The organism is Bacillus sp. D386, assembly GCF_006346415.1.
The window spans coordinates 36,637-58,882 of the sequence record NZ_VEMV01000004.1 but is presented as its reverse complement, the minus strand read 5'-3'; the positions used below and the strand labels follow the sequence as shown (position 1 = coordinate 58,882).

The following is a 22,246-nucleotide window of genomic DNA, read 5'->3' as shown; positions in this document are numbered from 1 at the left end:
CCTTTCTTAGTTTTACTTATTAAATAAACTTAAATATTGACCGTATCCCTTTTCCTCTAACTGATCTAGAGGGATAAATCGGAGGGCGGCGGAGTTAATACAATAACGTGCTCGATCCGGTCCTGGCCCATCATCAAAAACATGCCCCAGATGAGAGTCTGATGTTTTGGACCTTACTTCAATTCTTCGCATCCCATATGAAGTATCAAGCTTTTCTTCCATTTCATGTCGCTGTATTGGTTTCGTAAAACTCGGCCAGCCACAGCCGGCATCATATTGGTCAAGTGAACTAAATAAAGGTTCACCCGAAATGATATCTACATAGATTCCCTCTTCCCTATTGTCCCAATACTCATTTTGAAACGGCGGCTCTGTTGCGTTATTCCTTGTTACCTCATATTGGAGCGGTGTTAATTCTGCTCGAAGCTGTTCATCACTTTTTGTATTATTCCAATTATCTCTTATAAAACGAGCACGGCCAGATCCCTCTTTATAAAGATTATAGTGAAAAGAATTCTTCTTATAATAATGCTGGTGCTTCTCTTCCGCTCTGTAAAACGGACCAGCCGGGAGTATCTTCGTTACAATTTCCTTCTGAAATCGTCCACTGTTGGCTAGTTCCTTCTTAGAATCCTCGGCTAAACGATGCTGCTCTTCATTATGATAAAAAATGGCTGTTCGATAAGAATCGCCCCGATCATTAAATTGCCCTCCGGCATCTGTCGGGTCAATTTGCTGCCAATATTGTTTAAGCAATGTTTCATATGACATTTTTTCAGGGTCATAAGTAATTTGAACAGCTTCATAATGGCCTGTTGTATCACTGCAAACCTCTTCATATGTTGGATTCTCCGTATGTCCACCCGTATAACCGGATACGACTTTTATAATTCCCGGCTGCTCGTCAAATGGTGATACCATACACCAAAAACAGCCGCCCGCAAATGTTGCCAGTTCCAACTGATGATCCATTCAGTATACACCCCACTATCATTATTTTGGGTAATCAACCCTACTATCTTTTCCAACCCTACTTCTATCGTATTCAAACTCATATGCGTATTTATATAAACAATAAAAATGATTCCTACTATGTATCTTATCCCTCAAGTAAAAGACTGCTCTAAATGGTTTATATTAAGGCAATAATAAAGGCAGTGCAAACAAAAGGTCTCATTACCCTTTGTTTAACACTGCCCCTTTAATTCATTTATTTTTTAAATGTACCAGGCATAACGACTGCTTCGACAACTCCCCTGGCACAAAGTATTTCATCAGCATAAACCTCTGTTTCCACTTTCCACTTTTTCGGGTGGATTTCAGTTAAAGAACCGATTGCAATTAATGGGACTCCCTCAGGTGTCGGTTTCATAAAATCAACATGTAATGAAGCAGTTACGAATCGAGGTGGAATTGCATCATCTCCCACATCAAATCCGTTTTTTCGATGGAGAGCCAGAGAGGCAGAGCCAGTCCCATGGCAATCAATTAAGGATGCAATGACTCCTCCATAGACAAACCCTGGTATTGCCATGTGATCAGATTTTGGCTCATATACGGTTTTAGTCTTATCACCATCCCAGCCAGTTCGAAAATGATGTCCATCTTTATTCAGTCGCCCACAGCCATAGCACCAAGCAAAATCATCCGGATAAATATCCTGGATTGCTTTTTCAATCATCTTTATCACCAAATCACTCCTTACTAAAATGAGTAGCTAAAGATTTTTTCAATTCAATATGCATATAAATCTGAGCACATTATCCTTTGGTTGGGTTAATGGCTGCAGGTGCAACTTCTTTTTGTCATAATTATGAACCAGTCTTTTCGGATTCAATCCACATCTTCTGTTCTTCTTCCTCTACGATTCTACTTTTTTGTTGCTTTTTTAAATTAATATAGCCAATTGCTGTGACAGTGAACGCACCGAGAGCATCTACAATGATATCTCCCATCGTATCCATTACAGCGTCTCGCCCAATCAAGACAACTCCCTCTCCTGTAATGAATTTTTGCATATTTGTTCCTAAGACACCATCAGCAAGAAACTCATAAATTTCCCAAACGGTTCCACAGGTTATTGCAAAACAAAAGGCGAATAGAGCCACAAAAAAGGGACTTAAATCAATGGTTTTCTTGGTATTGTTAAGGAAGTTCACAATAATGAATCCTAACGCTCCCAGCATAGCTGCACTAAAGCAATGTAGAATTAAATCCCAGTAAGGAACTTTATAATAAAAATTTCGAACCTCACCAAGGTAGATCGCACAAAATAAAAAGATAAAATACATAATTTCCATGATATCCGGTATATCTATGCGGAAGCGATGTTCAAGTTGGGATGGCAGGAAAATAACTATACATCCTGTTAAACATTGCAAAATCATTAATACATAATCACTTTTCACACGTTCATATTCATTTTGGGCAACGCCTGATGGGGCATTGATTAACATGTATATAGCATAAATGACTGATATCGCGAGTAATAGCAGAACTACTCTAAAAGTCCAGTTTTTCCTTTTTTCATATTTTATGTATTCCACTTTAACCCCTCCTCTCTCTTATTTTACCTTTATTGCCCTACATATTGGTATGGCAAATGGGTACATTGCTATAAAAAGAGATTTATAATAGGATTCCATGCAATATTAGTCGCTAAAAGGCTATCGGCTTAACTAATTGTATGTTACACTCTCCTTTATTGGGTAATAATACCAAAACATAAGATGATGGTGGTGATAATATGAGGCTTCGTAATGGGATAACTGGATTCTTCGATTCAGCAGATAATCAACTGACACCAATGGACGAAAGGTAGTTCAAGCAGCTCTTTTATTCTATTGTTAATTACAATGGCGGAACGCTTAATAAATGGAGAGATCCTGCATATCCAACGAGTTTTTATCATGCACACATATCATTTAATAATGAGGAATTACATATTTTACTGAATAAGCATTATCCCTTGCTTGCTTTTGCCTCAAGTGTTGAGTATGAATACATTGAATTCATTGATCTCCCCCATCTTGTCGAGACATTCCTCTTTTTATAAAGTATTGCATACAAGTGAGCTGAACGAGACTGTCATTATTAAAAATCATTTAAAGCATGATTTTTTACAAAACGATCATGATTTAACTCTCGCTGAATTAGAGAAAATTAAGTATTGGAAACCTAATATAGTTGGAGAGATTATTTTTAACTATTGGGATTAGGAAACCAAGGGAACCTATTATAGGGCCTTCCTTGGATGATAGTAAAGGTAAAACAAGCAATCTATCAATCACCTATACCAACAGGCAAGTAATAGGATAGATTATTGGTAATCATTCCGCCAACCCTGTAGCCGAAGGCAGATGATTTTCCGTTAAGCAGGAAGCTTCCCAAGAGCAACCGGCCTTCCTGAAGCCCCTTTTCACTTAGATATTGTACAGTCGGCTGTTCCATATAAAGTTGATAAACTGAGGTGTACTCAGAATATGACTTTTGGCTATCTGCGTACATTAATCGGCCATTTTCACTAAAGATTTCAACTGTGTCGCCCTCACGCCCAAAGGCTGGTTTTTTCACATAAGGCAGTTGATTTTTCAAAAAGGGCTCAGCTTCAAGGTATGTCGGCAGAAAATAATCCTCTACCCACTTATGTTCCTCCTCCGTAAAAAAGGGATGCCCCTCTTCATGCAATCCCCAAATGACAGCCTGAACTGCTTTATTTTGCAGTAAAAATGCCGATGGTGGATTCAGGATGGATAGCTTCCCCTCTTCCACTAACTCTAGCAACCATAAGCCAATTGTATTCCCATCTTTGTCCTGATCCATAATAATATTTTCAATCGGAAAAGTCTGCCGATAAAGGATATCAATCCTGACTCCATTCTCATCGAATAAGCCTACGCCTCTTTGAATTTGCAGCTTATGCAAGGGAGTAGATTTGGATGAGGGTACAGCCTGTTTAAGATACTGAACGGTTTCTCTGTCCTCAATATGATCCTCATGAGCCGTAAACACGATATGCGGAGCTTTTCCCTTACTGACTTGCTGGATACTTTCCTGAACTGCCTTATACAACTGCACCTCCAAGCCATCATTTGGATTCCCTGCCCCAAACTCTTTGCAAATACGTCCATTTATATGAAATAATTCTTTAATAAATGTAGGAGTATCTGAATTAATCTCGATACACTTATAACCATCTCCGTATGGAATTAGATCCAGGCGCGCGATCACACTTTCAGCCGGGTGAACTTTAAGTCTTAAAAAAGAGATTGTCTCTTCTGGATAACCCATCTCGAGAAAAGTTTCATATGGAACTTTACGTAATAGTGACGCCATTTTCGAGTATACCTTGCCGATTCGTTCAGTAACTAGGCGTATATGTGCTGCCTCTTGCCTGCCTATCAGCTTCATATCATATAAGGCATATTCCTCACCATAAAGATTAGCCCAAAAGCCCTCTATATGATCATAAAATTTGCTTCTTCTTTCATGGTACTTATCCATCAACATCATCTAACTCCTTAACATAAATCACATAAACACCCCGGTCTTCATCAATCTCAGTGGACGTCACTAACATCTGTCCGGCGCCCGGTACATCAACTACATCCTTCAAGAGATAGCGGAGTACTTCATAATGATTCTCGTAAGGAGTGCAAGAAAGCAGCCGATAGTTTTCCCGTAATTCATGGTTTCGAAATTCAATATGAATCCCTTGACCACGGTAGTTTTTTTCTTTCTCCCCCTGCAAATTCCTCCCTGTTTCCTTAACCACAAGGATTTCCTCTTCAGCAGACATTTCATTCGATATTAGCTCATATTGTGTTCCTCTTACAATAAAATACGTACAAAGCTGTCTGGCATAGCACTCATCCACCCCAACAGTTGGGAGATTGTATTGATAAAAGGGCTCAAACCGCTCATTTCCTTTATCTAAATAATACGTTAATTGCTTCACTCCACTTACCTGCCTTATTTAATAGGATAGACATTTCGCTAAAATTAACCCCACAGCCAGTGACAACGAGACTAACATGATTCCAACAGCATGATTATCTTCCTCGATTGCTTGATGAATGCTAAACCTTATCGTAAGAACCTCGGCAAGCAAGAACACAACAATCTGTGAGACAATCCCGATAACTCCCCATATCACCATATCTCTAAGTGATACGGAATATTCAATTGCTGCCCCAAGTACGATTGAGAGCCCAACGATCTTACCGCCGAGTGACATGGCTGCTGTAGAGTTCTTCTCAGAAATCAGCTTGAATTCCCTCAGCTTTGGCGTACTTATAGTAAATAAAGCAATCCCTGCAGCAAGCAATAACAAGGCTACTCCTAAATATGAAAGAAAATTAAGATATAAATTCATATAAATCCTCCTTTTTCAAAGGCTTAACCTCCAAAAGATTTTATTCCGCTGCCAAATCCCGAACTAGCCTTAATCCCCCCCTTAAAAGAAGAACTATTTTTATAGGATTGGTAGCCCTTATTGTTCAGAAGCATGCTTCGATTTCCATAAAAATAACCGCCATAATAATAATGGCCGTGATACCTCGAGTTGTCATCATCACACTCCCAAACACCATCATCATCATCCCATTTCCAATCTCCGCAGTCTGAATCTGTGGGTTTTGGAGGAAGATCTGCATTTGATGTCCCACACCCGACCAAACCAATGGTCAACGCAGTTACAGTCACACCAATCATGATTTTTTTGGTTTTATTCAATCATCTCACCTCAATCCCTCTTTCGTTATATTTTACTAAATACTTCCAATAAAAAGTATAATAATTGGAAGAAGAATTTATGTCTTTCTCTTTAGTTATAGGGATTATTTATGTATAACACCTGCTTACGAAAGTATTTAGTATTCTAAAGTAACCGGCACCCTACTAACCAACACATATAATCCCTGCTGAAAAACTATTAAAGACGATTGATTTATTCTCCGAAAAAAATCACCTTCCTTACTCAGGAAAGTGATTTTAGATTAATATATTGTAAATTTACTACAATACATTTTTATTAAGAGTCGTTTTTTCTAATGGTTCAGCTGTATTTGTTCTATTTCCGATTTTCTTGGTGACGAATAGACCGATCAGACAAATCAGAGCAGCTCCGGCAAGCCAAGCCCAAGTATGTACACCAAAGCCTATTTCACTTGCGAGACCGAGTTTTGAGAATACGATATAAAAAGCAGTGACACAGAAGATCATTCCCCAGGCAGCTTCCTGACGATATTTCCATGGATCCAGGTTTACAAGATTGCGGCTTGGAAGAACGTATGCCTCTTCTCTTGGTTTGATTTTACCGATTATCAACATAAGCAGACAGCTGATGACAAACAGAATAGCCAATTGATATAAGAAGCTCATCTCAGGTTTAACAACCAGCTGAAGGATTGCATACGTTGCAATAAAGAAGGTTATGGCTATTTTCGCTGCGATAGCTGGAACTCTCTTTGTCACATAACCAATAAAGATAATCGTGAAAATCGGTACATTGAAAAAGCCGTTTATAACTTGTAAGTATTGGAACAACCCGCTTGGTGCATACATAATCAGTGGTGCGATAAACATGGAGATCAGAGCAATGAAGACACCGAACCATTTCCCTTTCCTGACAATTTCCTCATCAGATTTATTTTTTCCAAAGGTTGGCGCATACACATTGATTGCAAATAAAGTTGACGCGCTATTTAAGATTCCATTAAAGACACTTAATACAGATCCAAACATAGCAGCTGCAAACAAGCCAATTAACGGTTTCGGCATTACTTCTGTTACAAGAGCTGAATACATTGTGTCTGGGTTAGCTCCCGTATTACCGATAATCTGAAATGCCATAATCCCAGGGATAATAACAATAATCGGTGTAAAGATTTTCATTAAACCGACAAACATGATCCCCTTTTGTCCTTCTTTTAAATCCTTGGCTGCCAAAGCACGTTGAATAATAGATTGATCAGTTCCCCAATAATAAAAGTTCACTAGTAAAAGGCCCGTTAAAGCCGCTCCAAATGGAACAACATCATGATTGGTACCAATTGCATTAAACTTTTCAGGAGTCGCTGCAACAAATTGTGAAAACCCTTGAGATATGCTGCCGTCTCCTAAAGTAAGCAACGCAAAAATTGGGACTAATAAACCGCCAATGGCCAAAGCAACTCCATTAAATGTATCTGAAATCGCAACCGCTTTCAATCCACCCAATACTGCATAGAAGAAGCCGATTATTCCGATTAACCACACCATAATCCAAATGCCAGCCTCATAGCTGATATGAAAAGTGCTTTCAATATCAAACATTTGGCTTAATGCAATGGCGCCCGAATAAAGGGTCGTTGGTAGCATATTTAACACATATCCCAACAAGAATAATATCGACACAAACGATTTAACTTGACTGTCATACCGATCTTCTAGAAATTCAGGAATAGTTGTGATTCCTTGTTTTAAATAACGTGGAAGCAGATAAATAGCTACTAACGCTAAAACGAATCCGGATGTAACTTCATAAGCCATGTTACTCATATTCCCCGCAAAGGATTGCCCGCTCATTCCAACGAATTGTGTGGCATTTAGGTTCGTTAATAGCAGGGACATCCCAATAACGCCCCATGTTAGACTTCTTCCGCCTAAGAAATAATTATCCTTAGATACTTTTCCTTTAACCCTTTCTTTCCTCAATTTTGAAAATGTATAGTAGGCAACTACACCCGTAAAGAGAATAAAAGAAAGAATGATATACCACTGCACAATGGTTCCCCCCTGTTGACTTATTATAAAAACGTTTTCATGGGTATCATAATAAATTTTAGTAAATTAATCAATTTATTTACTAAATACACAGAAAATAATTTTGTATCTTCTAAAATATATCAAGGAATTATTAACACGAGTGATTGGTAGTGGTTATCGTAATGGTTATCTATATTTTATGTATTTCATACTTCTATCCCTTACACCCTTCCTTAATAAAACGAAAATAATCTAAAGAAATTTACTAAAAAGTATAGTATACTGAAAGCGCTAAAATAACCGGATTTTACTTTTAGAAAAGAAAGGGGGCAGCTGTCCAATGGCCACCATTAAAGATATCGCAAATATGGTTGGAGTTTCGATTGCGACCGTTTCAAGAGTGCTTAATTACGACAACTCTTTATCAGTCAGTGATGAGACGAAAAAAAGGATTTTTGAAGCGGCTGAAGAATTAGACTATCAAAAAAAACCTAAACGCAAACCTATCATGTATAAAGTAGGAATCGTGAATTGGTATACTGAAAAAGAGGAATTAGACGATCTTTATTATATGGCAATCAGACTTGGCGTGGAAAAGCGCCTGGAATACCACAATATGAAGTTCACTAATTTTTCTATAGAGCATTTGCGTTCCCTCCAAAATGAAGGATTTCAAGGAATTATCGCAATTGGTAAATTCAGCGAAAACCAGGCTGAGGAACTAAAGAGTGTGTCAAGTAACCTTGTTTTTGTAGATAGTTCACCTAATGACGATCAATTCGATTCTGTTATAGTTGATTTCGAAAAAGCCACACGAAATATTCTTCAATATTTTCTGGATCAAGGACACACTAAAATTGGCTACTTAGGTGGGCGGGAAATTTATAAGGATCACACTTCCAAAATTGACGATCCTCGAAGAACTAGTTTTGAACGATTTCTATCGGACATGGGCCTCTATCAGGAAGCTTATGTGTATGAAGGCAAGTTTTCTGTTGAAGATGGATACCACCTGATGAAACAAGCAGTCAAGGACCACGAAGATGAAATTCCTACAGCCTTTTTTGCCGGAAATGACTCTATTGCTGTTGGAGCATTAAGGGCCCTTCAAGATGCAGGTGTCCGCGTACCGGATCAAGTTAGTATTGTTGGAGTAAATGATATTAGCATTTCAAAATATATGTCTCCCCCTTTAAGCACGGTTAAGGTCTATACCGAATTAATGGGTGAAACGGCAGTAGATTTATTGCTTGAGCAGTTTTCTGGAAGACAAGTCTCAAAGAAAGTAAGTATAGCTACACAACTTAAAATAAGAGGAAGCTCCAAGTAAAGCGCACAAATAAATGTGCGCTTTTTTGTATGGTAAACTAATTAGTAAAAATTTTAGTAAAATTAATTGACGTACTTTACTAATTTTTATTACAATAAAGTTGGATACGCTTTCAAAAAAAGGAAATATACTCTCGTTAAAAAGCAAACTGTTCGATTCACTAATTATAAAAAGCTTTACCTAAAATTTAGAGGGAAGTGACCAATATGGACCATCAAAAACTATTATCTGCATTTCACAGTATATTCTCAGGCAGTATGAATGATAAGGTTCGTACCTTTTTTTCACCTGGCCGAATCAACCTAATCGGTGAGCATACTGATTACAATGGTGGGTATGTTTTCCCATCTGCCATCACCTATGGCACATATGGGTTAGTACGACTGCGTGGAGACCGCACTATTCGGCTATATTCACTGAATTTCAAAGAGGTCGGGATAATTGAATTTTCTTTAGATGATCTGGATTATGACCCATCCCATCAATGGGCGAACTATCCTAAGGGAGTACTTCGATATATAGCCGAGAATGGAAATAATCTGCCGAACGGCCTTGATATTCTCATATACGGCAATATTCCAAATGGAGCTGGCCTTTCTTCCTCTGCTTCACTTGAAGTTTTAATCGGTGTAATGGTAAATGAAGTCTTTCAATTAAAGATAGACCGTATCAAGTTAATAAAAATTGGTCAAAAGGTGGAAAACCAGTTTATTGGAGTAAACTCCGGTATTATGGACCAGTTTGCAATTGGAATGGGAAAAGCAAAATCAGCTATATTGCTTGATTGCCAGACTTTAAGCTATGAATATGCCCCATTTGATATAGCAGATCACCAGATTGTCATCATGAATACGAATAAACGAAGAGAACTGGCAGATTCAAAATATAATGAACGGCGAAGCGAATGTGAATCAGCGCTTGCAAGACTGCAAACAGCAACTGATATAACCTCCCTTGGAGAACTATCTATCGATCTTTTTGATCAACATAAAGCTGTCATTGCCGATTCCACACTTGAAAAACGGGCACGCCATGCAGTTTATGAAAATGAACGCACAAAAAAAGCCTTTCAAGCCTTACAGGATGGTAATTTAGTCCAATTCGGTATCTATATGAACGAGTCCCATATTTCACTTCGGGATGATTACGAGGTAACCGGACCGGAACTCGACGCATTAGTGGAGGCAGCCTGGCAGCAAAAAGGTACCGTTGGCTCTAGAATGACGGGGGCCGGTTTTGGCGGCTGTGCGATTGCATTGGTTCAATCAGCTCATATCGAACGTTTTATTCAGGAAGTCGGTGATGCGTACAAACAAACAATCGGTTATGAGGCAGACTTTTATGTTGCCAGCATTGGTGATGGAACAAAGGAAATTATAACGGAGGCGATTGTATGAGTACACTAGTTCTTGGTGGGGCTGGTTATATTGGTTCCCATGCCGTATACCAACTACTCGACGAAGGTTACGACACAGTGGTGGTTGATAATTTACAAACAGGCCATAAAGGAGCCATACATCCAAAGGCAAGATTTTATCAAGGAGATATTCGAGACAAGGACTTTTTACGCGAAGTTTTTACGAAGGAAAAGGTAGACGCTGTACTTCATTTTGCTGCCTATTCACTTGTTGGAGAATCTATGGAAAAGCCGCTCGAGTATTTCCGTAATAATGTATATGGAACACAAGTACTGCTTGAAGTGATGAACGAGTTCAATGTTAAGCATATTGTCTTCTCCTCTACCGCAGCTACATATGGAGAGCAGGAACAAACACCGATTACGGAAGAAATGCAGACAAATCCAACGAATGCCTACGGTGAAACAAAACTGACGATGGAGAAATTGATGAAGTGGTGTGATACAGCCTACGGCATGAATTATGTGTCGCTCCGTTATTTTAACGTTGCCGGTGCCCGTTCAACCGGGGAAATTGGTGAAGACCATCATCCGGAAACACATTTAATTCCAGTAGTACTTCAAGTAGCATTAGGACAGCGAGAATCGATTTCCATTTTCGGAGATGATTATCCAACGGAGGATGGCACATGTATCCGTGATTATATCCATGTTGAGGACTTAATTGATGCTCATATTTTAGCATTGAAGTATCTTCAAAACGGTGGAGAAAGTAATATCTTTAACCTTGGCAGCAGCAATGGATTTTCAGTCAAGGAGATTGTCGAAGCAGCCAGAGCTGTAACAGGCCACGAGCTTCCCGCTAAAATCGCCCCTAAAAGATCCGGTGATCCAAGTACGCTAATTGCCTCTTCTGAAAAAGCCGGGCGCATTTTGGGCTGGAGACCAAAACGGACGTCCATCCAAAATATTATTACGGATGCCTGGAAATGGCATCAGGCCCATCCAAACGGCTATGGAGATAAGTAACCTAGTTAAATCGATTAAAAGGGGAAGATATCATGGAGATCTATGCAGCAGTTCAACACCTTTTGAATCAGGCTAAAAGATTACAAATGCTTGATTCAGCAGATGAAATATACGCCAGAAATCAGATATTGTCACTGCTTCATTTAGATGGCTTTTCGAAACATCCAGTAAAGAACGAGCTGTCGATCCCAGATTTATTGGATGTTATCGCTGATTATGCTGTTAAAACTAGCATTATTGAGGATTTAATAGTCAATAAAGATATTTTAAAGGCCAAGATAATGAATGTATTTATGCCAAGACCTTCAGAGCTAAATTACACTTTTTATCAAAAGTATAAAGAATGCCCTGAGGAAGCAACCAAGTATTTTTATGAGTTAAGCCAGAATAGCAATTATATCCAAACTAAACAGATTGCGAAAAATATCAGCTACACGGTTGATACGGATTATGGGGAACTGGACATAACAATTAATTTATCAAAGCCTGAAAAGGATCCTAAACAAATCGCATTGGAGCGCGAGATGAAGCCTGCTACATCTAATTATCCAACTTGTCTCCTTTGTATTGAGAATGAAGGATACGCAGGACGGTTAAATCATCCTGCCAGGTCCAACCATCGTATGGTCCAGATTCCACTCGGGGAAGAATCATGGTATTTACAGTACTCACCATACGTATATTATAACGAGCATTGCATTCTGTTATCGGAACAACATCGTGATATGAAAATTAATTTCCATACGTTCACCAATTTGCTGATGTTTGTTAAAAAGTTTCCGCATTATTTCTTGGGATCTAATGCCGATATCCCTATTGTAGGGGGATCTATTTTAACCCATGACCATTATCAAGGCGGACGATATGAGTTCGCAATGGCCCGAGCGAAGGAAGAAGGGACTTTTTCAATTAAAGGGTTCCCTTCTATTTCTGCAAATATCGTGAAATGGCCTATGTCCGTAATTCGTATAAAAGGAGTTCGTCTGGAGGAAGTTGCAGGCGCAGCTGATCGGATACTCAAAAAATGGATTCACTATAGTGATCCATCAGTTAATCTTGTAGCCTATTCCGGAGATACCCGTCACAACACCATAACACCGATTGCAAGAATGCGAGATGGCCAATTTGAGCTTGATCTTGTTCTTCGCAATAATCGAACAAGTGAAGAGCATCCATTAGGAATCTTTCACCCTCACCAGGATGTTCACCATATCAAAAAAGAGAATATTGGTTTAATAGAAGTTATGGGTCTTGCTGTATTACCTGCCCGCTTACAAAAGGAGCTTATTGAGGTTGAAAAATATCTGCTCAATCAACGCAATGAAGTGGCAGATTATCACCAAGCCTGGGCTGAAGATCTAAAAGTAGTTAACGGGAAAGAAATCACTCCTGAATCCGTAAAAATGATTATCTCTCAGGCAGTCGGTTCCAAATTCCTGAGATGTTTAGAGGATGCCGGTGTATTTAAACGGACCCATGAAGGAAAGCAAGCATTCAAACGATTTATCGATATACTCTAACCGTAAAAGAACTTAGTTAGAAGAGAAAAAAGAAGGCAGATTTACGCCTTCTTTCTTCATTCCATTCATCTATACCAGTTTACGATTCATTAAAATGGATTTGTTGCAATAAAACTTGCCGTTTTCACGTAAACACGAGGGTTCAATTTTAATTGGTCGACTATAAATTCTGCAAGATCCTCAGGCTGAATGAATTTTGAATCGTTATTCTCTTTAATTAAATCGAGGTCGAGAGCCAAATCTGTAGCAACTGTACTTGGTGTCAAAGCTGATACCCGAATATTATTCCGGCGAACTTCCTGCGCAAGTGATTCGGTAAAGCCAATCACCGCGAATTTTGAAGCACTGTAAGCACTGGATGTAGCTGCCCCATTTAATCCATTAGTGGAAGAGACATTGATAATATCTCCCCCATTTTTTTCTATTAGTTGAGGAAGTACAGCTCGTGTCACGTAATAAGTACCCATTAGGTTTATATCTATAATCCTTTTCCATTCCTCCGGATCCATCTCCGAAACTGTTCCGAATGTTGCAATTCCTGCATTATTTATCAAAATATCAGCAGTGCCTAAATTCTTGGTTAACACTTCAATTGCTGCTTCTACCTGTTCCTTTGATGAAATATCAGCTGTTGCATAAGATACTTTTACGCCTAAACCTTCTATTTCAGCAGCTGCCTTTTTAAGATTTTCCTCTGACCTTGCAAGCAAACCAACGTTTACACCCTCTTTAGCCAGTGCAATTGCTGTCGCTCTACCAATCCCTCTGGCTCCGCCAGTAATAAACGCAATCTTTCCCTTTAATGTCTGTGCCATGATTAGAAGCTCCTTTCCAAATCAACCTTGAAGTTCTTTTCCTCAGTATAATACGCAGCAGTTAATAAGACTAAAGGTATGCACTGAGCTACCTTCCTATAACGCCAATTATTTCATTAAGACAAATCTCATAGTCCAAAGTTTGAATTGCTTGCATTCACCTTTCTGGGCAATGACACATAAATTGAATAGGTAGCGTCAGGATTATTTATGATGATTTTATCAATTATGATTAACCGTAAAGACTATAAAACTTAGTTTTTCAGGAAAGGAATAATGCCGTGAATTTTATGTCATTTCGAGGTATTGTAACCGACATGAATGATTTTATGATAGGACAAAACGGGGAATCAGAGGGCTGTTTTAAACAACTTACAGTTGAAGATGGGAATAACGGAATAGTTAATTTCATCATCTCACCGACTACTTACTTCGTAGAACAGGCAATTGTGGGCCTCGGTGATAAAATTACTGGTTATTATGATGGGGATGTACCAGTACCATTGATCTATCCGCCACAATATCGGGCTCTTATCATTGTGAAGGAATATAACGATCAAAATGTTAAAGCAGATTATTTTAACAACCAACTGGTGAGCCGTGATGGTCAATTACAATTAAACCTCTCCCCTTACACTCCTATCATTTTAAGAAATGGGCAGCCATTTTCAAAAAATATCGGAAATAGGAATCTCATTGTCATCTATGGACCAACTACAAAAAGCATCCCTGCTCAAACGACACCATATCGGATTATTGTTTGGTGCTAAAGTGGTTCCTAACTATCTATTTCTTCATATTATTTTAACTACACGCACGGAACTTCGTAATCAGCTACGTGCATGTTTGGTTAATTTTTTATGATAACGCCCAATATTTGGATATACTTTTTTAGACAGACGTTTCTCAAAAACATTCAAATTTGCTTCACATTGATTTTCTCTTTCTTTGTGAGAAAAGGTATTCCTAATAATAGTTAATGCAAAAAACCTACATTCCAATGGATCTAGGTTTTTTCTATATTTTCATATTTGTATTATTTCAGAATTATTAATAGTATATTACAAAATACTACAATTTTATCAGTAACTTCTACTCGGACATCTTTCTTTCGCTAATCTATCTAATAAGATGCCAATCTCTATTTAAAATCTATTTTTCATGCATACTAAATGACCCTCTAGATTTATTTTTCTTAATTTATCTTTATATTGTTTGGGTTTATTTTTATTATAAATTTGAAGAATCAGATAATTTAGTATATCATTTCTTTATTAGACTAAAGTACACACACTAAATTACTGTTCATCTAAGGGAGGGCTTATAACAGCATGACTGTATTGACAAAGTTTAAAGACACAGAAACAATCACTGCAAAAAATTATGTTAATGAAGTATTTGAAACAGTCAAAAAGCGAAATCCTAATGAAAGAGAATTTCATCAGGTTGTTAAAGAAATCTTTGATTCACTCGTCCCTTTATTTGCTAGGCATCCAGAATACATGGAGCAAAGTATCCTTGAAAGAGTTGTAGAGCCAGAAAGACTGATTACCTTTCGAGTTCCTTGGGTAGACGATCAAGGCAAGGTACAGATAAACCGTGGATTCCGTGTACAGTATAATAGCGCCATCGGTCCCTATAAAGGCGGCTTGAGATTCCACCCTACTGTTAATGCAAGTATTATTAAATTTCTCGGCTTTGAGCAGATTTTTAAAAACGCTCTTACCGGTCAACCGATTGGAGGAGGCAAAGGTGGGTCTGACTTTGATCCTAAAGGGAAATCTGATGGAGAAATCATGCGATTCACTCAAAGTTTATGACGGAACTAAGTAGACATATAGGAATGGATATAGATGTACCAGCTGGTGATATTGGCGTTGGAGCACGAGAAATTGGATTTCTATTTGGACAGTACAAGAGAATACGCGGAGGCTATGAGGCAGGTATTCTGACAGGAAAAGGACTTGGTTACGGCGGAAGCTTAACTCGAACCGAAGCTACTGGATATGGCACTGTTTACTTTGTGCAAGAAATGCTTAAAGAACAAGGCCTTAGCTTTAAGGAAAGTACAGTGGTAGTATCCGGTTCAGGTAATGTCTCCATCTATGCAATCGAAAAAGCTACACAACTAGGAGCAAAAGTTGTCGCCTGCAGTGATTCTGACGGCTATATTTTCGACCCAAACGGTATTAACCTAGAAACCGTGAAACGTCTAAAGGAAGTTGAGCGGAAAAGAATCTCGGCATATGTAGAAGAACACCCACATGCACAATATACGAAAGGTTGCTACGGAATTTGGTCCATACCATGCGATATTGCCTTGCCATGTGCCACCCAAAATGAAATTAGCGAAAAATCAGCGAAACTTCTGGTTGCAAATGGACTAAAAGCCGTCGGCGAAGGCGCTAATATGCCATCTAGCTCCGAAGCTATTGATGTGTTTTTGGATAACCATATCCTCTTTGGTCCAGCAAAAGCTGCCAATGCAGGTGGTGTAGCCGTTTCTGCCTTAGAAATGGCACAAAACAGCGCTCGATTATCTTGGACATTTGAAGAAGTCGATGCAAAATTGCAGGATATTATGACTAACATTTACAAGGAGAGCGTCAAGGCTGCTGAGGACTATGGCCACCCAGGCAATCTGGTGGTTGGCGCTAATATCGCGGGCTTTAAAAAAGTAGCCGATGCCATGATTGCACAGGGAGTCATTTAACATTTTATTTTATGAGATATCATAATGGCCTCGCCCCTTATTGTTATCCTTATCTGATATGACTTCGGTTGGTATAGGCAAAGACACGCCAAAAGTCTATATCCAAGGTTACTTCAATAACTATATAAGATAAGATAAGATGAATACAAAAAGGATGTCTCTTAAGGCCAGACATCCTTTTTGCTTGAGTTATAATTCCGTAAGACAATGTGTTTTTCGTATTTTTCAAGAATATCACTGATTTTTACAACCAGGATTGCGAAATTCTGCTTATGAAAGAATCTTCTATTTATATACTCAAGTCGTTATTAATTGGTCCTTTTGCTTAAGAAGATAGGCCATCAGCTTCTTACATTGAGGAATGGAAAAGCCTAAAATGGGACCCAATCCAAACGCAATGAACAAGGTTCCAATCCCAACAGGACCTCCTAACATCCAACCAATGAGAAAAACGATAACTTCAATTCCATTTCTGACCAACGGGATACTCCATCCCATTTTTTCAACAATTAATAACATAAAGCTGTCTCTAGGGCCTGCTCCAAAATCGGCAGAAACGTATAATCCAATACCATATCCCATTAAAATAACACCTATGATAAAGGCAATTGTTGCTCCTGCTAAATTATCAATACTAGGTAACATCCAATTAAAAAGATCAATAAATAAACCAAGCAACATCATATTCAGAAAGGACCCTATTTGGGGCCATGCTTTATTGAAAATTGAACTGATGAACAAAAGCAATAGACCACTAATGATCGACCAAGTTCCTATAGTGAATCCGAATTTAGTAAATAGTCCATAATGAAAAACATCCCATGGTCCAATCCCTAAAAACTTTCCTTTAATTGTTAGTGCTATACCAAATGCTAATACCAATAATCCGAGAATAAAAACAGACCAGCGTAACACCCATTTCCTCTTCATAACTCTGTCCCTCTAACTTATATTTTATTTTTTTACTATAACATTAAAGCAGGACAGAATACATAATTTATATTTTCTGAAATATAACCTAAAACAATTAAAAGTAAATCATCTTTTTGTAACCCTTCTTAATTCCTTAATTCCCATATGCCAACCAATCTTTTCATACTAAAGGAAGTTATTGATCTTTAACTATGACTGCTTCTTTTCATATACATTCCACAAGAAAAACATATTAAGATAAAACAAACACCTTACTTATGATATGGTTCACCGTGATGTATATAAATGAGGTTTTTATAAAGCATATTCTCCTCATTTATATACTTTCAATACAAATCCACTGAAGTGTGATTGACTATTCAACTCTTCAATTAAGTGCTTAGAGCTCTATAAATTTTTTCTTTGTCTCTTTCGCACACTTTTGGATATTTAATTTTAAGGTGTGCAATACTCATTAATATAAAATTTCGCAAACAACTGAAAGAATGCTTTAATATAATAAGTGGATTAAAATTTAATATTCATATCAGGGGGAAGCAAGAATGGAAACTGCCAAATATGATGACTATTTACATATAGTTGTTGAAAAACTTAAATCTATTAAAAAGGATGCAGTTAATGCAACCAATAACTTTTGTAAAGAGAAAATTTTAACAAGGGGAGGACGAGTTGGCAGTGGTATGGGAACACTGCTGGAAGCATTATGGGGTTTCAATATGAATCAGTTATTGTTAAAAGACCCAGAGTGTGATTGCGAGATAGCATGGTTTCCAGACAATGATTATAATGATTTTGCATGTATTAAGAGAGATGCTATTTGGGATCCTAAAACCCAGAGGGGAGAATTATTTAGAATTGAAATAAAGTCAATGAACAAAAATGCTGATGAATCTAAGGGACACTTTGATGAAATAAAAGAAAATCTAGGTGAATTTGATTTATTAGTTGTATTGATTTGGAGTTGGGGGACTGATGATGGTATACGTTCTTTTCCATATATAGAAGATTACTTTATCGGTAACGCATTAGATGTAGCATACTTAAGAGACAAACTTCATATCTCAAGAGGAGGATCATTTGTAGACGCTTCAAACTGTCCAGACAATTGTGCCGACTTAGGTATTAAATGTAGACATCACGGTGAGCCTCTAAATGCGAGTGGAAATAGAGAAAGGATATCAGGCCCTAAATCTTGCAAACCATCAGGAAGTTCTCACGCATCCAACTTTGGTGGATTGGTAAGAATGCTTAAAACTAGTAATGATGACATGAGAACTGTTTTTAGAGAGATTCGTGCTAAAAATCAAACCGCTCATGAATATATTTCATTTATACATAGAAACTACCCTAATGAAGAATATCATCAATATACGGCAAACGAATGGCAAACATTAGGAGGTTCTCTTGGTATATCTGTAAGCAAAAAGAAAGAAGAAGCTGTCCAAACAATTAGAGAAACTGTCACGGATTATAAGGAAGGGCTTCGTAATCTATTTGAATAAAACCTAAAAGAGGAAAACTAGATAGTAATCATCAGCTTTCCTCTTTTCAGCTTAATATTAAACAGCTATTTCTGAATTATATCCCACTCTATAATACCTGATTCTAATGAATTTTCAACTTTTGATATCATCATTTCTGGCAGTGAGTTTAATTCTTTCTTTAATGTTTTTATTCTTTTAATTTTATTTATAATAAATGTTTCAAAATGAGACTGTACCTCAAGTGGAGGCAGCGGGACTTCAAGTTCCATTAAATCTTTTATACTAAGTCTTGGGAGAGCTGAACCCGTTTGCATGAATTTTACATATTCTTGAATATAATTTGAAGATAAGACAGTTCTTAAATAATTTGGTAATACTTTACTGATATCTGGTTGTAAAACGTGAAATTCACCTGAGCAAATCCCTTCTTCTATTTCATATTCGACTGTAGCTAAGTAAACTTTATTTAAATTTGGTCTTAATCTAGCATACAAAACATCACCTTTATGAAAAACCTTAGAAGTGGATTTAATTTCATTTCCTTTTTTTGGATTAAAATTTTTCAATTCTCCTGTTTGAGGAGTTACATTTTCTAAACCAATATAGTTAAACGATTTATCTGGAAACTCAAAAGGTTTAATATTTTCCTTCCTTTCTTTAACAATTTCTTTTATTTTCATCATTTTATAAGGAGATTCCACTTGTGTATTAGTGGTAGTAAATAGTTCTACTTTCCATCTCCCATCTTGCTTTAGATCGTTAGAACTAACAACCTTTATCCACATTTTTACCATCCCTCCTCATTTAAGAATCTCACTAACGCTTCTTGGACTACTTCTAATTCGCTTCCTATTTTATCGCGTCCAGCAGCATCATATCCTATATTCTCTATTTGAGCTAAACAGATATTATAATTCTCTTCAATAATTTCATTAACATCCCACTTGCGCAGAAATAAAATACTTGTTTTAATATTTGCACCAAAAGGAGAAAAAGTTTCCACAGGCAGACTAATTATTGCTCTTATCTTTGCATGTTTTTGCAGCCAATCACGAACATATTGTGTTCTTTGATTCGCTAGAATACCATCTGGAAGAACTATAGCCATTTTCCCACCCGGTCTTAAAAATTGTAAACATCTCTCCAATCCAATTACTTCAAGAGGAACCGATTTAAACCCTTCAGTTAACTCAAAGTTACCAATTTGCATAAAAGCTTCTTTACCTAATAAAGAGCCAAATGGAGGATTAGTAAGTATAATATCGAAATGTTCAGATTTTAAATCAGTGTAATTTCTAAAATCTAGTAAAGAATCATAACATCTTATGTTAGTACTCCCATCACCATGGAGCATCAAGTCCGTCATAGCTATCCTCACCATTCGGTCGCTCTTTTCAATTCCATGGAGATTATTTGAAGAAAACTCTTTTAATAAAATATCTAAATCACCTTTTTTATCATTAACAATAGAATTTTTAATATATTCAAGAGTAGTTAATAAAAAGTGGCCTGAACCACAAAATGGGTCAAGCATTATTTCATTTTTTGTGGGTTGAACTATATTAACCATTAATTGGATGATTTGTAGTGGTGTAAAATATTGGCCCATACCTGCTCTAATTGTGGGACTCAAAACTTTTTGAAATGCTCTTCCCTTTATATCAACATTTGATTTAGTTAAGTTGAAATTTTGAAAAATTTCAACTACTTTTGCTAAAGCCGCAGAAGATAGTTTTATTTCTGTTTTAAATACACCTGCATATCCTAAATATTTTTTAGTTGATTCATTAGCTTTTTTATATAGACCTCTAATATTTGCTGCTAGTTCTTCATTACTCCCATATATTGCACGTTGCATTTTTATTGGTGTATCTATTAAAGTTTCATTTTCGTCGAAAATCTTGCAATAAATTACTTTACAGAGTTCATCTAATGCTTCATCCATATGAAGTCCATCTATGTCTCTGATATGACTATGAGCTTCAAAGAAGACACTTTCTACTTTTTCTGATAATAAACTTTGTGTTTTTAATTTTATATTACCTACATTCTCAATATTATTTATAATAACTTTTTTTTCATTATGCAACTTATAACTTTCAATATCTATAATGTAATCTTGTTGTTTAAAACTACTTTTTTTACTTACAACTTTTGTGCCTTCTTCTGAGCCATCTGTAACTATACCTATTCCAACAAATTTTTTTTCTTCAAAAAAAGAAGATAGATTCTTTTCAGCAGTTTCAATATCACCAGGTACCGCAATAGAAACTATGATAAATGGATGTCCATCTTCTGTGTTAATGGTAAAACCATAAAAATCTTTTTCATTTATTAGCAATGTACGTTCTTTAAGCCAGTCAATTGGATAATTATATCTTTCTATAAGTTCATTAAATATCCAACTTGTTATATCAGCTTTTTGAATAGGTTGCTCTATATTTTTAACTCTATCAGAAAACATAGCCCTAATCTTCATAATGTCCCTCCAATTTCTTCACTAAATAGAAGATATAACAAAAAAGACAAGCTGTCAATCTAAAAAACGACAGCTTGTCATAAAAACCTCATTTACTTATGGTACGGTTCCCCTCGATTAATCCGAAACGCGCGATACACCTGCTCCACTAAAATCAGCCTCATCAGCTGGTGAGGGAAGGTCATTTTCGAAAAAGACAGGGTGTCATTTGCTCTTTTCATTACATCTTTACTTAGTCCAAGCGATCCGCCAATGACAAAGGCTATCTTGCTTTTTCCGTAGGTGGCGAGTTTATCTATTGTTTCTGCAAGTTCTTCAGATGATTTCATTTTCCCCTCAATCGCCAAAGCAATAACATGAGTATCGTCAGAAATTTTTGCGAGGATTCGCTCTCCTTCTTTCGCCTTGACTTGCAGCATCTCCATCTCACTTAATGTTTCAGGTGCTTTCTCATCGGGTATTTCAATTATGTCTATTTTGGCATAGACCGATAATCTTTTTACATATTCTCCGATACCCTGTTTTAAATATTTCTCCTTCAATTTACCTACAGTTATTATCGAGATATTCACATGTTACCCTCACTTTACAAACATTTTATCCACAGGAGTTATCCACATATACACAACCATCGTCCACATATTGTGCCCGAATATTAGTTCGCCACAATATATACAGCAGGTTGTCCACAGTATTCACAGGTGAATTCATTAGAATTGTTAGTAACTTCTTTATTTTCTTCCTCTGAAATCATATTTATAAAAGGAGGGACTTCCGTCTCATCCACGATTGTATCAAGTCCAACTTCTACATGATCTTTACAGCAATAAATTTTCATAT

At 37.1% G+C, this 22,246-nt stretch carries 21 protein-coding genes and 1 pseudogene; 8 read left to right on the top strand and 14 right to left on the bottom strand.

Features of this window, described 5'->3' with window-relative positions; genetic code table 11:
• Nucleotides 1–12: 12 nt before the first annotated feature.
• The 3 genes from msrA to FHY45_RS12365 all read right to left on the bottom strand — a co-directional run bounded on the left by msrA (nt 13) and on the right by FHY45_RS12365 (nt 2,546).
• Nucleotides 13–972 carry a peptide-methionine (S)-S-oxide reductase MsrA gene (msrA, locus tag FHY45_RS12375; RefSeq protein ID WP_139892039.1) on the bottom strand — a complete coding sequence of 320 codons (960 nt, stop codon included), beginning with the start codon at nt 970–972 and terminating at the stop codon, nt 13–15.
• Nucleotides 973–1,210: 238 nt separating this feature from the next.
• A complete protein-coding gene (locus FHY45_RS12370) occupies nt 1,211–1,681 on the bottom strand; it encodes a PaaI family thioesterase (RefSeq protein WP_139892341.1) in 471 nt (156 codons plus the stop codon).
• Between the two features lie 130 nt (nt 1,682–1,811).
• Nucleotides 1,812–2,546: a DUF2238 domain-containing protein gene (locus FHY45_RS12365; RefSeq protein WP_066109620.1), complete on the bottom strand. Its 735-nt coding sequence runs from the start codon at nt 2,544–2,546 to the stop codon at nt 1,812–1,814.
• A 450-nt stretch (nt 2,547–2,996) separates the two neighbouring features.
• Here FHY45_RS12365 and FHY45_RS12360 point away from each other — a divergent pair, with 450 nt between their 5' ends.
• Nucleotides 2,997–3,218 carry a hypothetical protein gene (locus FHY45_RS12360; protein WP_139892038.1) on the top strand — a complete coding sequence of 74 codons (222 nt, stop codon included), beginning with the start codon at nt 2,997–2,999 and terminating at the stop codon, nt 3,216–3,218.
• Nucleotides 3,219–3,282: 64 nt separating this feature from the next.
• Here the strand turns inward: FHY45_RS12360 and FHY45_RS12355 are convergent, their stop codons facing one another.
• The 5 genes from FHY45_RS12355 to FHY45_RS12335 form a co-directional block, all read right to left on the bottom strand.
• Nucleotides 3,283–4,503 carry a glutathionylspermidine synthase family protein gene (locus FHY45_RS12355; RefSeq protein ID WP_139892037.1) on the bottom strand — a complete coding sequence of 407 codons (1,221 nt, stop codon included), beginning with the start codon at nt 4,501–4,503 and terminating at the stop codon, nt 3,283–3,285.
• A complete protein-coding gene (locus tag FHY45_RS12350; RefSeq protein ID WP_066109622.1) occupies nt 4,496–4,957 on the bottom strand; it encodes an RNA helicase in 462 nt (153 codons plus the stop codon). Before FHY45_RS12350 ends, FHY45_RS12355 begins: the two co-directional genes overlap by 8 nt.
• 18 nt (nt 4,958–4,975) lie before the next feature.
• Nucleotides 4,976–5,374 carry a DUF350 domain-containing protein gene (locus FHY45_RS12345; protein WP_066109625.1) on the bottom strand — a complete coding sequence of 133 codons (399 nt, stop codon included), beginning with the start codon at nt 5,372–5,374 and terminating at the stop codon, nt 4,976–4,978.
• Between the two features lie 23 nt (nt 5,375–5,397).
• On the bottom strand, nt 5,398–5,733 hold the full coding sequence (locus tag FHY45_RS12340; protein ID WP_139892036.1) for an aminotransferase yhxA: 336 nt from the start codon (nt 5,731–5,733) through the stop codon (nt 5,398–5,400).
• A gap of 282 nt (nt 5,734–6,015) precedes the next feature.
• Nucleotides 6,016–7,764, bottom strand: a complete 1,749-nt coding sequence (locus FHY45_RS12335) for a solute:sodium symporter family transporter (protein WP_139892035.1) — start codon at nt 7,762–7,764, stop codon at nt 6,016–6,018.
• Between the two features lie 322 nt (nt 7,765–8,086).
• Here FHY45_RS12335 and FHY45_RS12330 point away from each other — a divergent pair, with 322 nt between their 5' ends.
• The 4 genes from FHY45_RS12330 to galT all read left to right on the top strand — a co-directional run bounded on the left by FHY45_RS12330 (nt 8,087) and on the right by galT (nt 12,982).
• Nucleotides 8,087–9,076 carry a LacI family DNA-binding transcriptional regulator gene (locus FHY45_RS12330; protein WP_066109631.1) on the top strand — a complete coding sequence of 330 codons (990 nt, stop codon included), beginning with the start codon at nt 8,087–8,089 and terminating at the stop codon, nt 9,074–9,076.
• Between the two features lie 206 nt (nt 9,077–9,282).
• Nucleotides 9,283–10,473, top strand: a complete 1,191-nt coding sequence (locus tag FHY45_RS12325) for a galactokinase (RefSeq protein WP_139892034.1) — start codon at nt 9,283–9,285, stop codon at nt 10,471–10,473.
• Nucleotides 10,470–11,462, top strand: coding sequence for a UDP-glucose 4-epimerase GalE (gene galE / locus FHY45_RS12320; RefSeq protein WP_139892033.1), 993 nt, complete (start codon nt 10,470–10,472; stop codon nt 11,460–11,462). Before FHY45_RS12325 ends, galE begins: the two co-directional genes overlap by 4 nt.
• A 32-nt stretch (nt 11,463–11,494) precedes the next feature.
• On the top strand, nt 11,495–12,982 hold the full coding sequence (galT, locus tag FHY45_RS12315) for a UDP-glucose--hexose-1-phosphate uridylyltransferase (RefSeq protein ID WP_139892032.1): 1,488 nt from the start codon (nt 11,495–11,497) through the stop codon (nt 12,980–12,982).
• A gap of 89 nt (nt 12,983–13,071) precedes the next feature.
• Here galT and FHY45_RS12310 read toward each other — a convergent pair whose 3' ends face one another.
• On the bottom strand, nt 13,072–13,797 hold the full coding sequence (locus FHY45_RS12310; RefSeq protein WP_066109638.1) for a 3-ketoacyl-ACP reductase: 726 nt from the start codon (nt 13,795–13,797) through the stop codon (nt 13,072–13,074).
• Between the two features lie 290 nt (nt 13,798–14,087).
• On the opposite strand from FHY45_RS12310, the gene FHY45_RS12305 reads away from it, so the two are divergent.
• Nucleotides 14,088–14,567, top strand: coding sequence for a hypothetical protein (locus tag FHY45_RS12305; RefSeq protein WP_139892340.1), 480 nt, complete (start codon nt 14,088–14,090; stop codon nt 14,565–14,567).
• Nucleotides 14,568–15,128: 561 nt separating this feature from the next.
• Nucleotides 15,129–16,510 (top strand): annotated as a pseudogene (gdhA, locus tag FHY45_RS12300) (NADP-specific glutamate dehydrogenase).
• 297 nt (nt 16,511–16,807) lie between these two features.
• Here gdhA and FHY45_RS12295 read toward each other — a convergent pair.
• Nucleotides 16,808–17,440, bottom strand: a complete 633-nt coding sequence (locus FHY45_RS12295; RefSeq protein ID WP_139892031.1) for a YczE/YyaS/YitT family protein — start codon at nt 17,438–17,440, stop codon at nt 16,808–16,810.
• Between the two features lie 545 nt (nt 17,441–17,985).
• Between FHY45_RS12295 and FHY45_RS12290 the strand changes: the two genes are divergently transcribed.
• On the top strand, nt 17,986–18,945 hold the full coding sequence (locus tag FHY45_RS12290; protein ID WP_139892030.1) for a hypothetical protein: 960 nt from the start codon (nt 17,986–17,988) through the stop codon (nt 18,943–18,945).
• A 65-nt stretch (nt 18,946–19,010) separates the two neighbouring features.
• Here the strand turns inward: FHY45_RS12290 and FHY45_RS12285 are convergent, their stop codons facing one another.
• The 4 genes from FHY45_RS12285 to FHY45_RS12270 form a co-directional block, all read right to left on the bottom strand.
• Nucleotides 19,011–19,712 (bottom strand): restriction endonuclease subunit S, encoded by a 702-nt coding sequence (locus FHY45_RS12285; RefSeq protein WP_180349968.1) that lies wholly within the window; start codon nt 19,710–19,712, stop codon nt 19,011–19,013.
• A gap of 2 nt (nt 19,713–19,714) precedes the next feature.
• Nucleotides 19,715–21,406: an N-6 DNA methylase gene (locus tag FHY45_RS12280; RefSeq protein ID WP_139892028.1), complete on the bottom strand. Its 1,692-nt coding sequence runs from the start codon at nt 21,404–21,406 to the stop codon at nt 19,715–19,717.
• A 92-nt stretch (nt 21,407–21,498) separates the two neighbouring features.
• Nucleotides 21,499–21,978 carry a 23S rRNA (pseudouridine(1915)-N(3))-methyltransferase RlmH gene (rlmH, locus tag FHY45_RS12275; protein WP_139892027.1) on the bottom strand — a complete coding sequence of 160 codons (480 nt, stop codon included), beginning with the start codon at nt 21,976–21,978 and terminating at the stop codon, nt 21,499–21,501.
• An 83-nt stretch (nt 21,979–22,061) separates the two neighbouring features.
• On the bottom strand, nt 22,062–22,244 hold the full coding sequence (locus tag FHY45_RS12270) for a CxxH/CxxC protein (protein WP_066109653.1): 183 nt from the start codon (nt 22,242–22,244) through the stop codon (nt 22,062–22,064).
• Between the last annotated feature and the right edge of the window lie 2 nt (nt 22,245–22,246).

Excerpts from the sequence above, each read along its gene's own strand:
- msrA (WP_139892039.1), bottom strand. The coding sequence starts at position 972 with ATGGATCATCAGTTGGAACTGGCAACATTTGCGGGCGGCTGTTTTTGG.
- FHY45_RS12370 (WP_139892341.1), bottom strand. The coding sequence starts at position 1,681 with ATGATTGAAAAAGCAATCCAGGATATTTATCCGGATGATTTTGCTTGG.
- FHY45_RS12360 (WP_139892038.1), top strand. The coding sequence starts at position 2,997 with ATGAATACATTGAATTCATTGATCTCCCCCATCTTGTCGAGACATTCC.
- FHY45_RS12355 (WP_139892037.1), bottom strand. The coding sequence starts at position 4,503 with ATGGATAAGTACCATGAAAGAAGAAGCAAATTTTATGATCATATAGAG.
- FHY45_RS12345 (WP_066109625.1), bottom strand. The coding sequence starts at position 5,374 with ATGAATTTATATCTTAATTTTCTTTCATATTTAGGAGTAGCCTTGTTA.
- FHY45_RS12330 (WP_066109631.1), top strand. The coding sequence starts at position 8,087 with ATGGCCACCATTAAAGATATCGCAAATATGGTTGGAGTTTCGATTGCG.
- FHY45_RS12325 (WP_139892034.1), top strand. The coding sequence starts at position 9,283 with ATGGACCATCAAAAACTATTATCTGCATTTCACAGTATATTCTCAGGC.
- galE (WP_139892033.1), top strand. The coding sequence starts at position 10,470 with ATGAGTACACTAGTTCTTGGTGGGGCTGGTTATATTGGTTCCCATGCC.
- galT (WP_139892032.1), top strand. The coding sequence starts at position 11,495 with ATGGAGATCTATGCAGCAGTTCAACACCTTTTGAATCAGGCTAAAAGA.
- FHY45_RS12310 (WP_066109638.1), bottom strand. The coding sequence starts at position 13,797 with ATGGCACAGACATTAAAGGGAAAGATTGCGTTTATTACTGGCGGAGCC.
- FHY45_RS12305 (WP_139892340.1), top strand. The coding sequence starts at position 14,088 with ATGTCATTTCGAGGTATTGTAACCGACATGAATGATTTTATGATAGGA.
- FHY45_RS12295 (WP_139892031.1), bottom strand. The coding sequence starts at position 17,440 with ATGAAGAGGAAATGGGTGTTACGCTGGTCTGTTTTTATTCTCGGATTA.
- FHY45_RS12290 (WP_139892030.1), top strand. The coding sequence starts at position 17,986 with ATGGAAACTGCCAAATATGATGACTATTTACATATAGTTGTTGAAAAA.
- FHY45_RS12285 (WP_180349968.1), bottom strand. The coding sequence starts at position 19,712 with ATGTGGATAAAGGTTGTTAGTTCTAACGATCTAAAGCAAGATGGGAGA.
- FHY45_RS12280 (WP_139892028.1), bottom strand. The coding sequence starts at position 21,406 with ATGAAGATTAGGGCTATGTTTTCTGATAGAGTTAAAAATATAGAGCAA.
- FHY45_RS12270 (WP_066109653.1), bottom strand. The coding sequence starts at position 22,244 with ATGAAAATTTATTGCTGTAAAGATCATGTAGAAGTTGGACTTGATACA.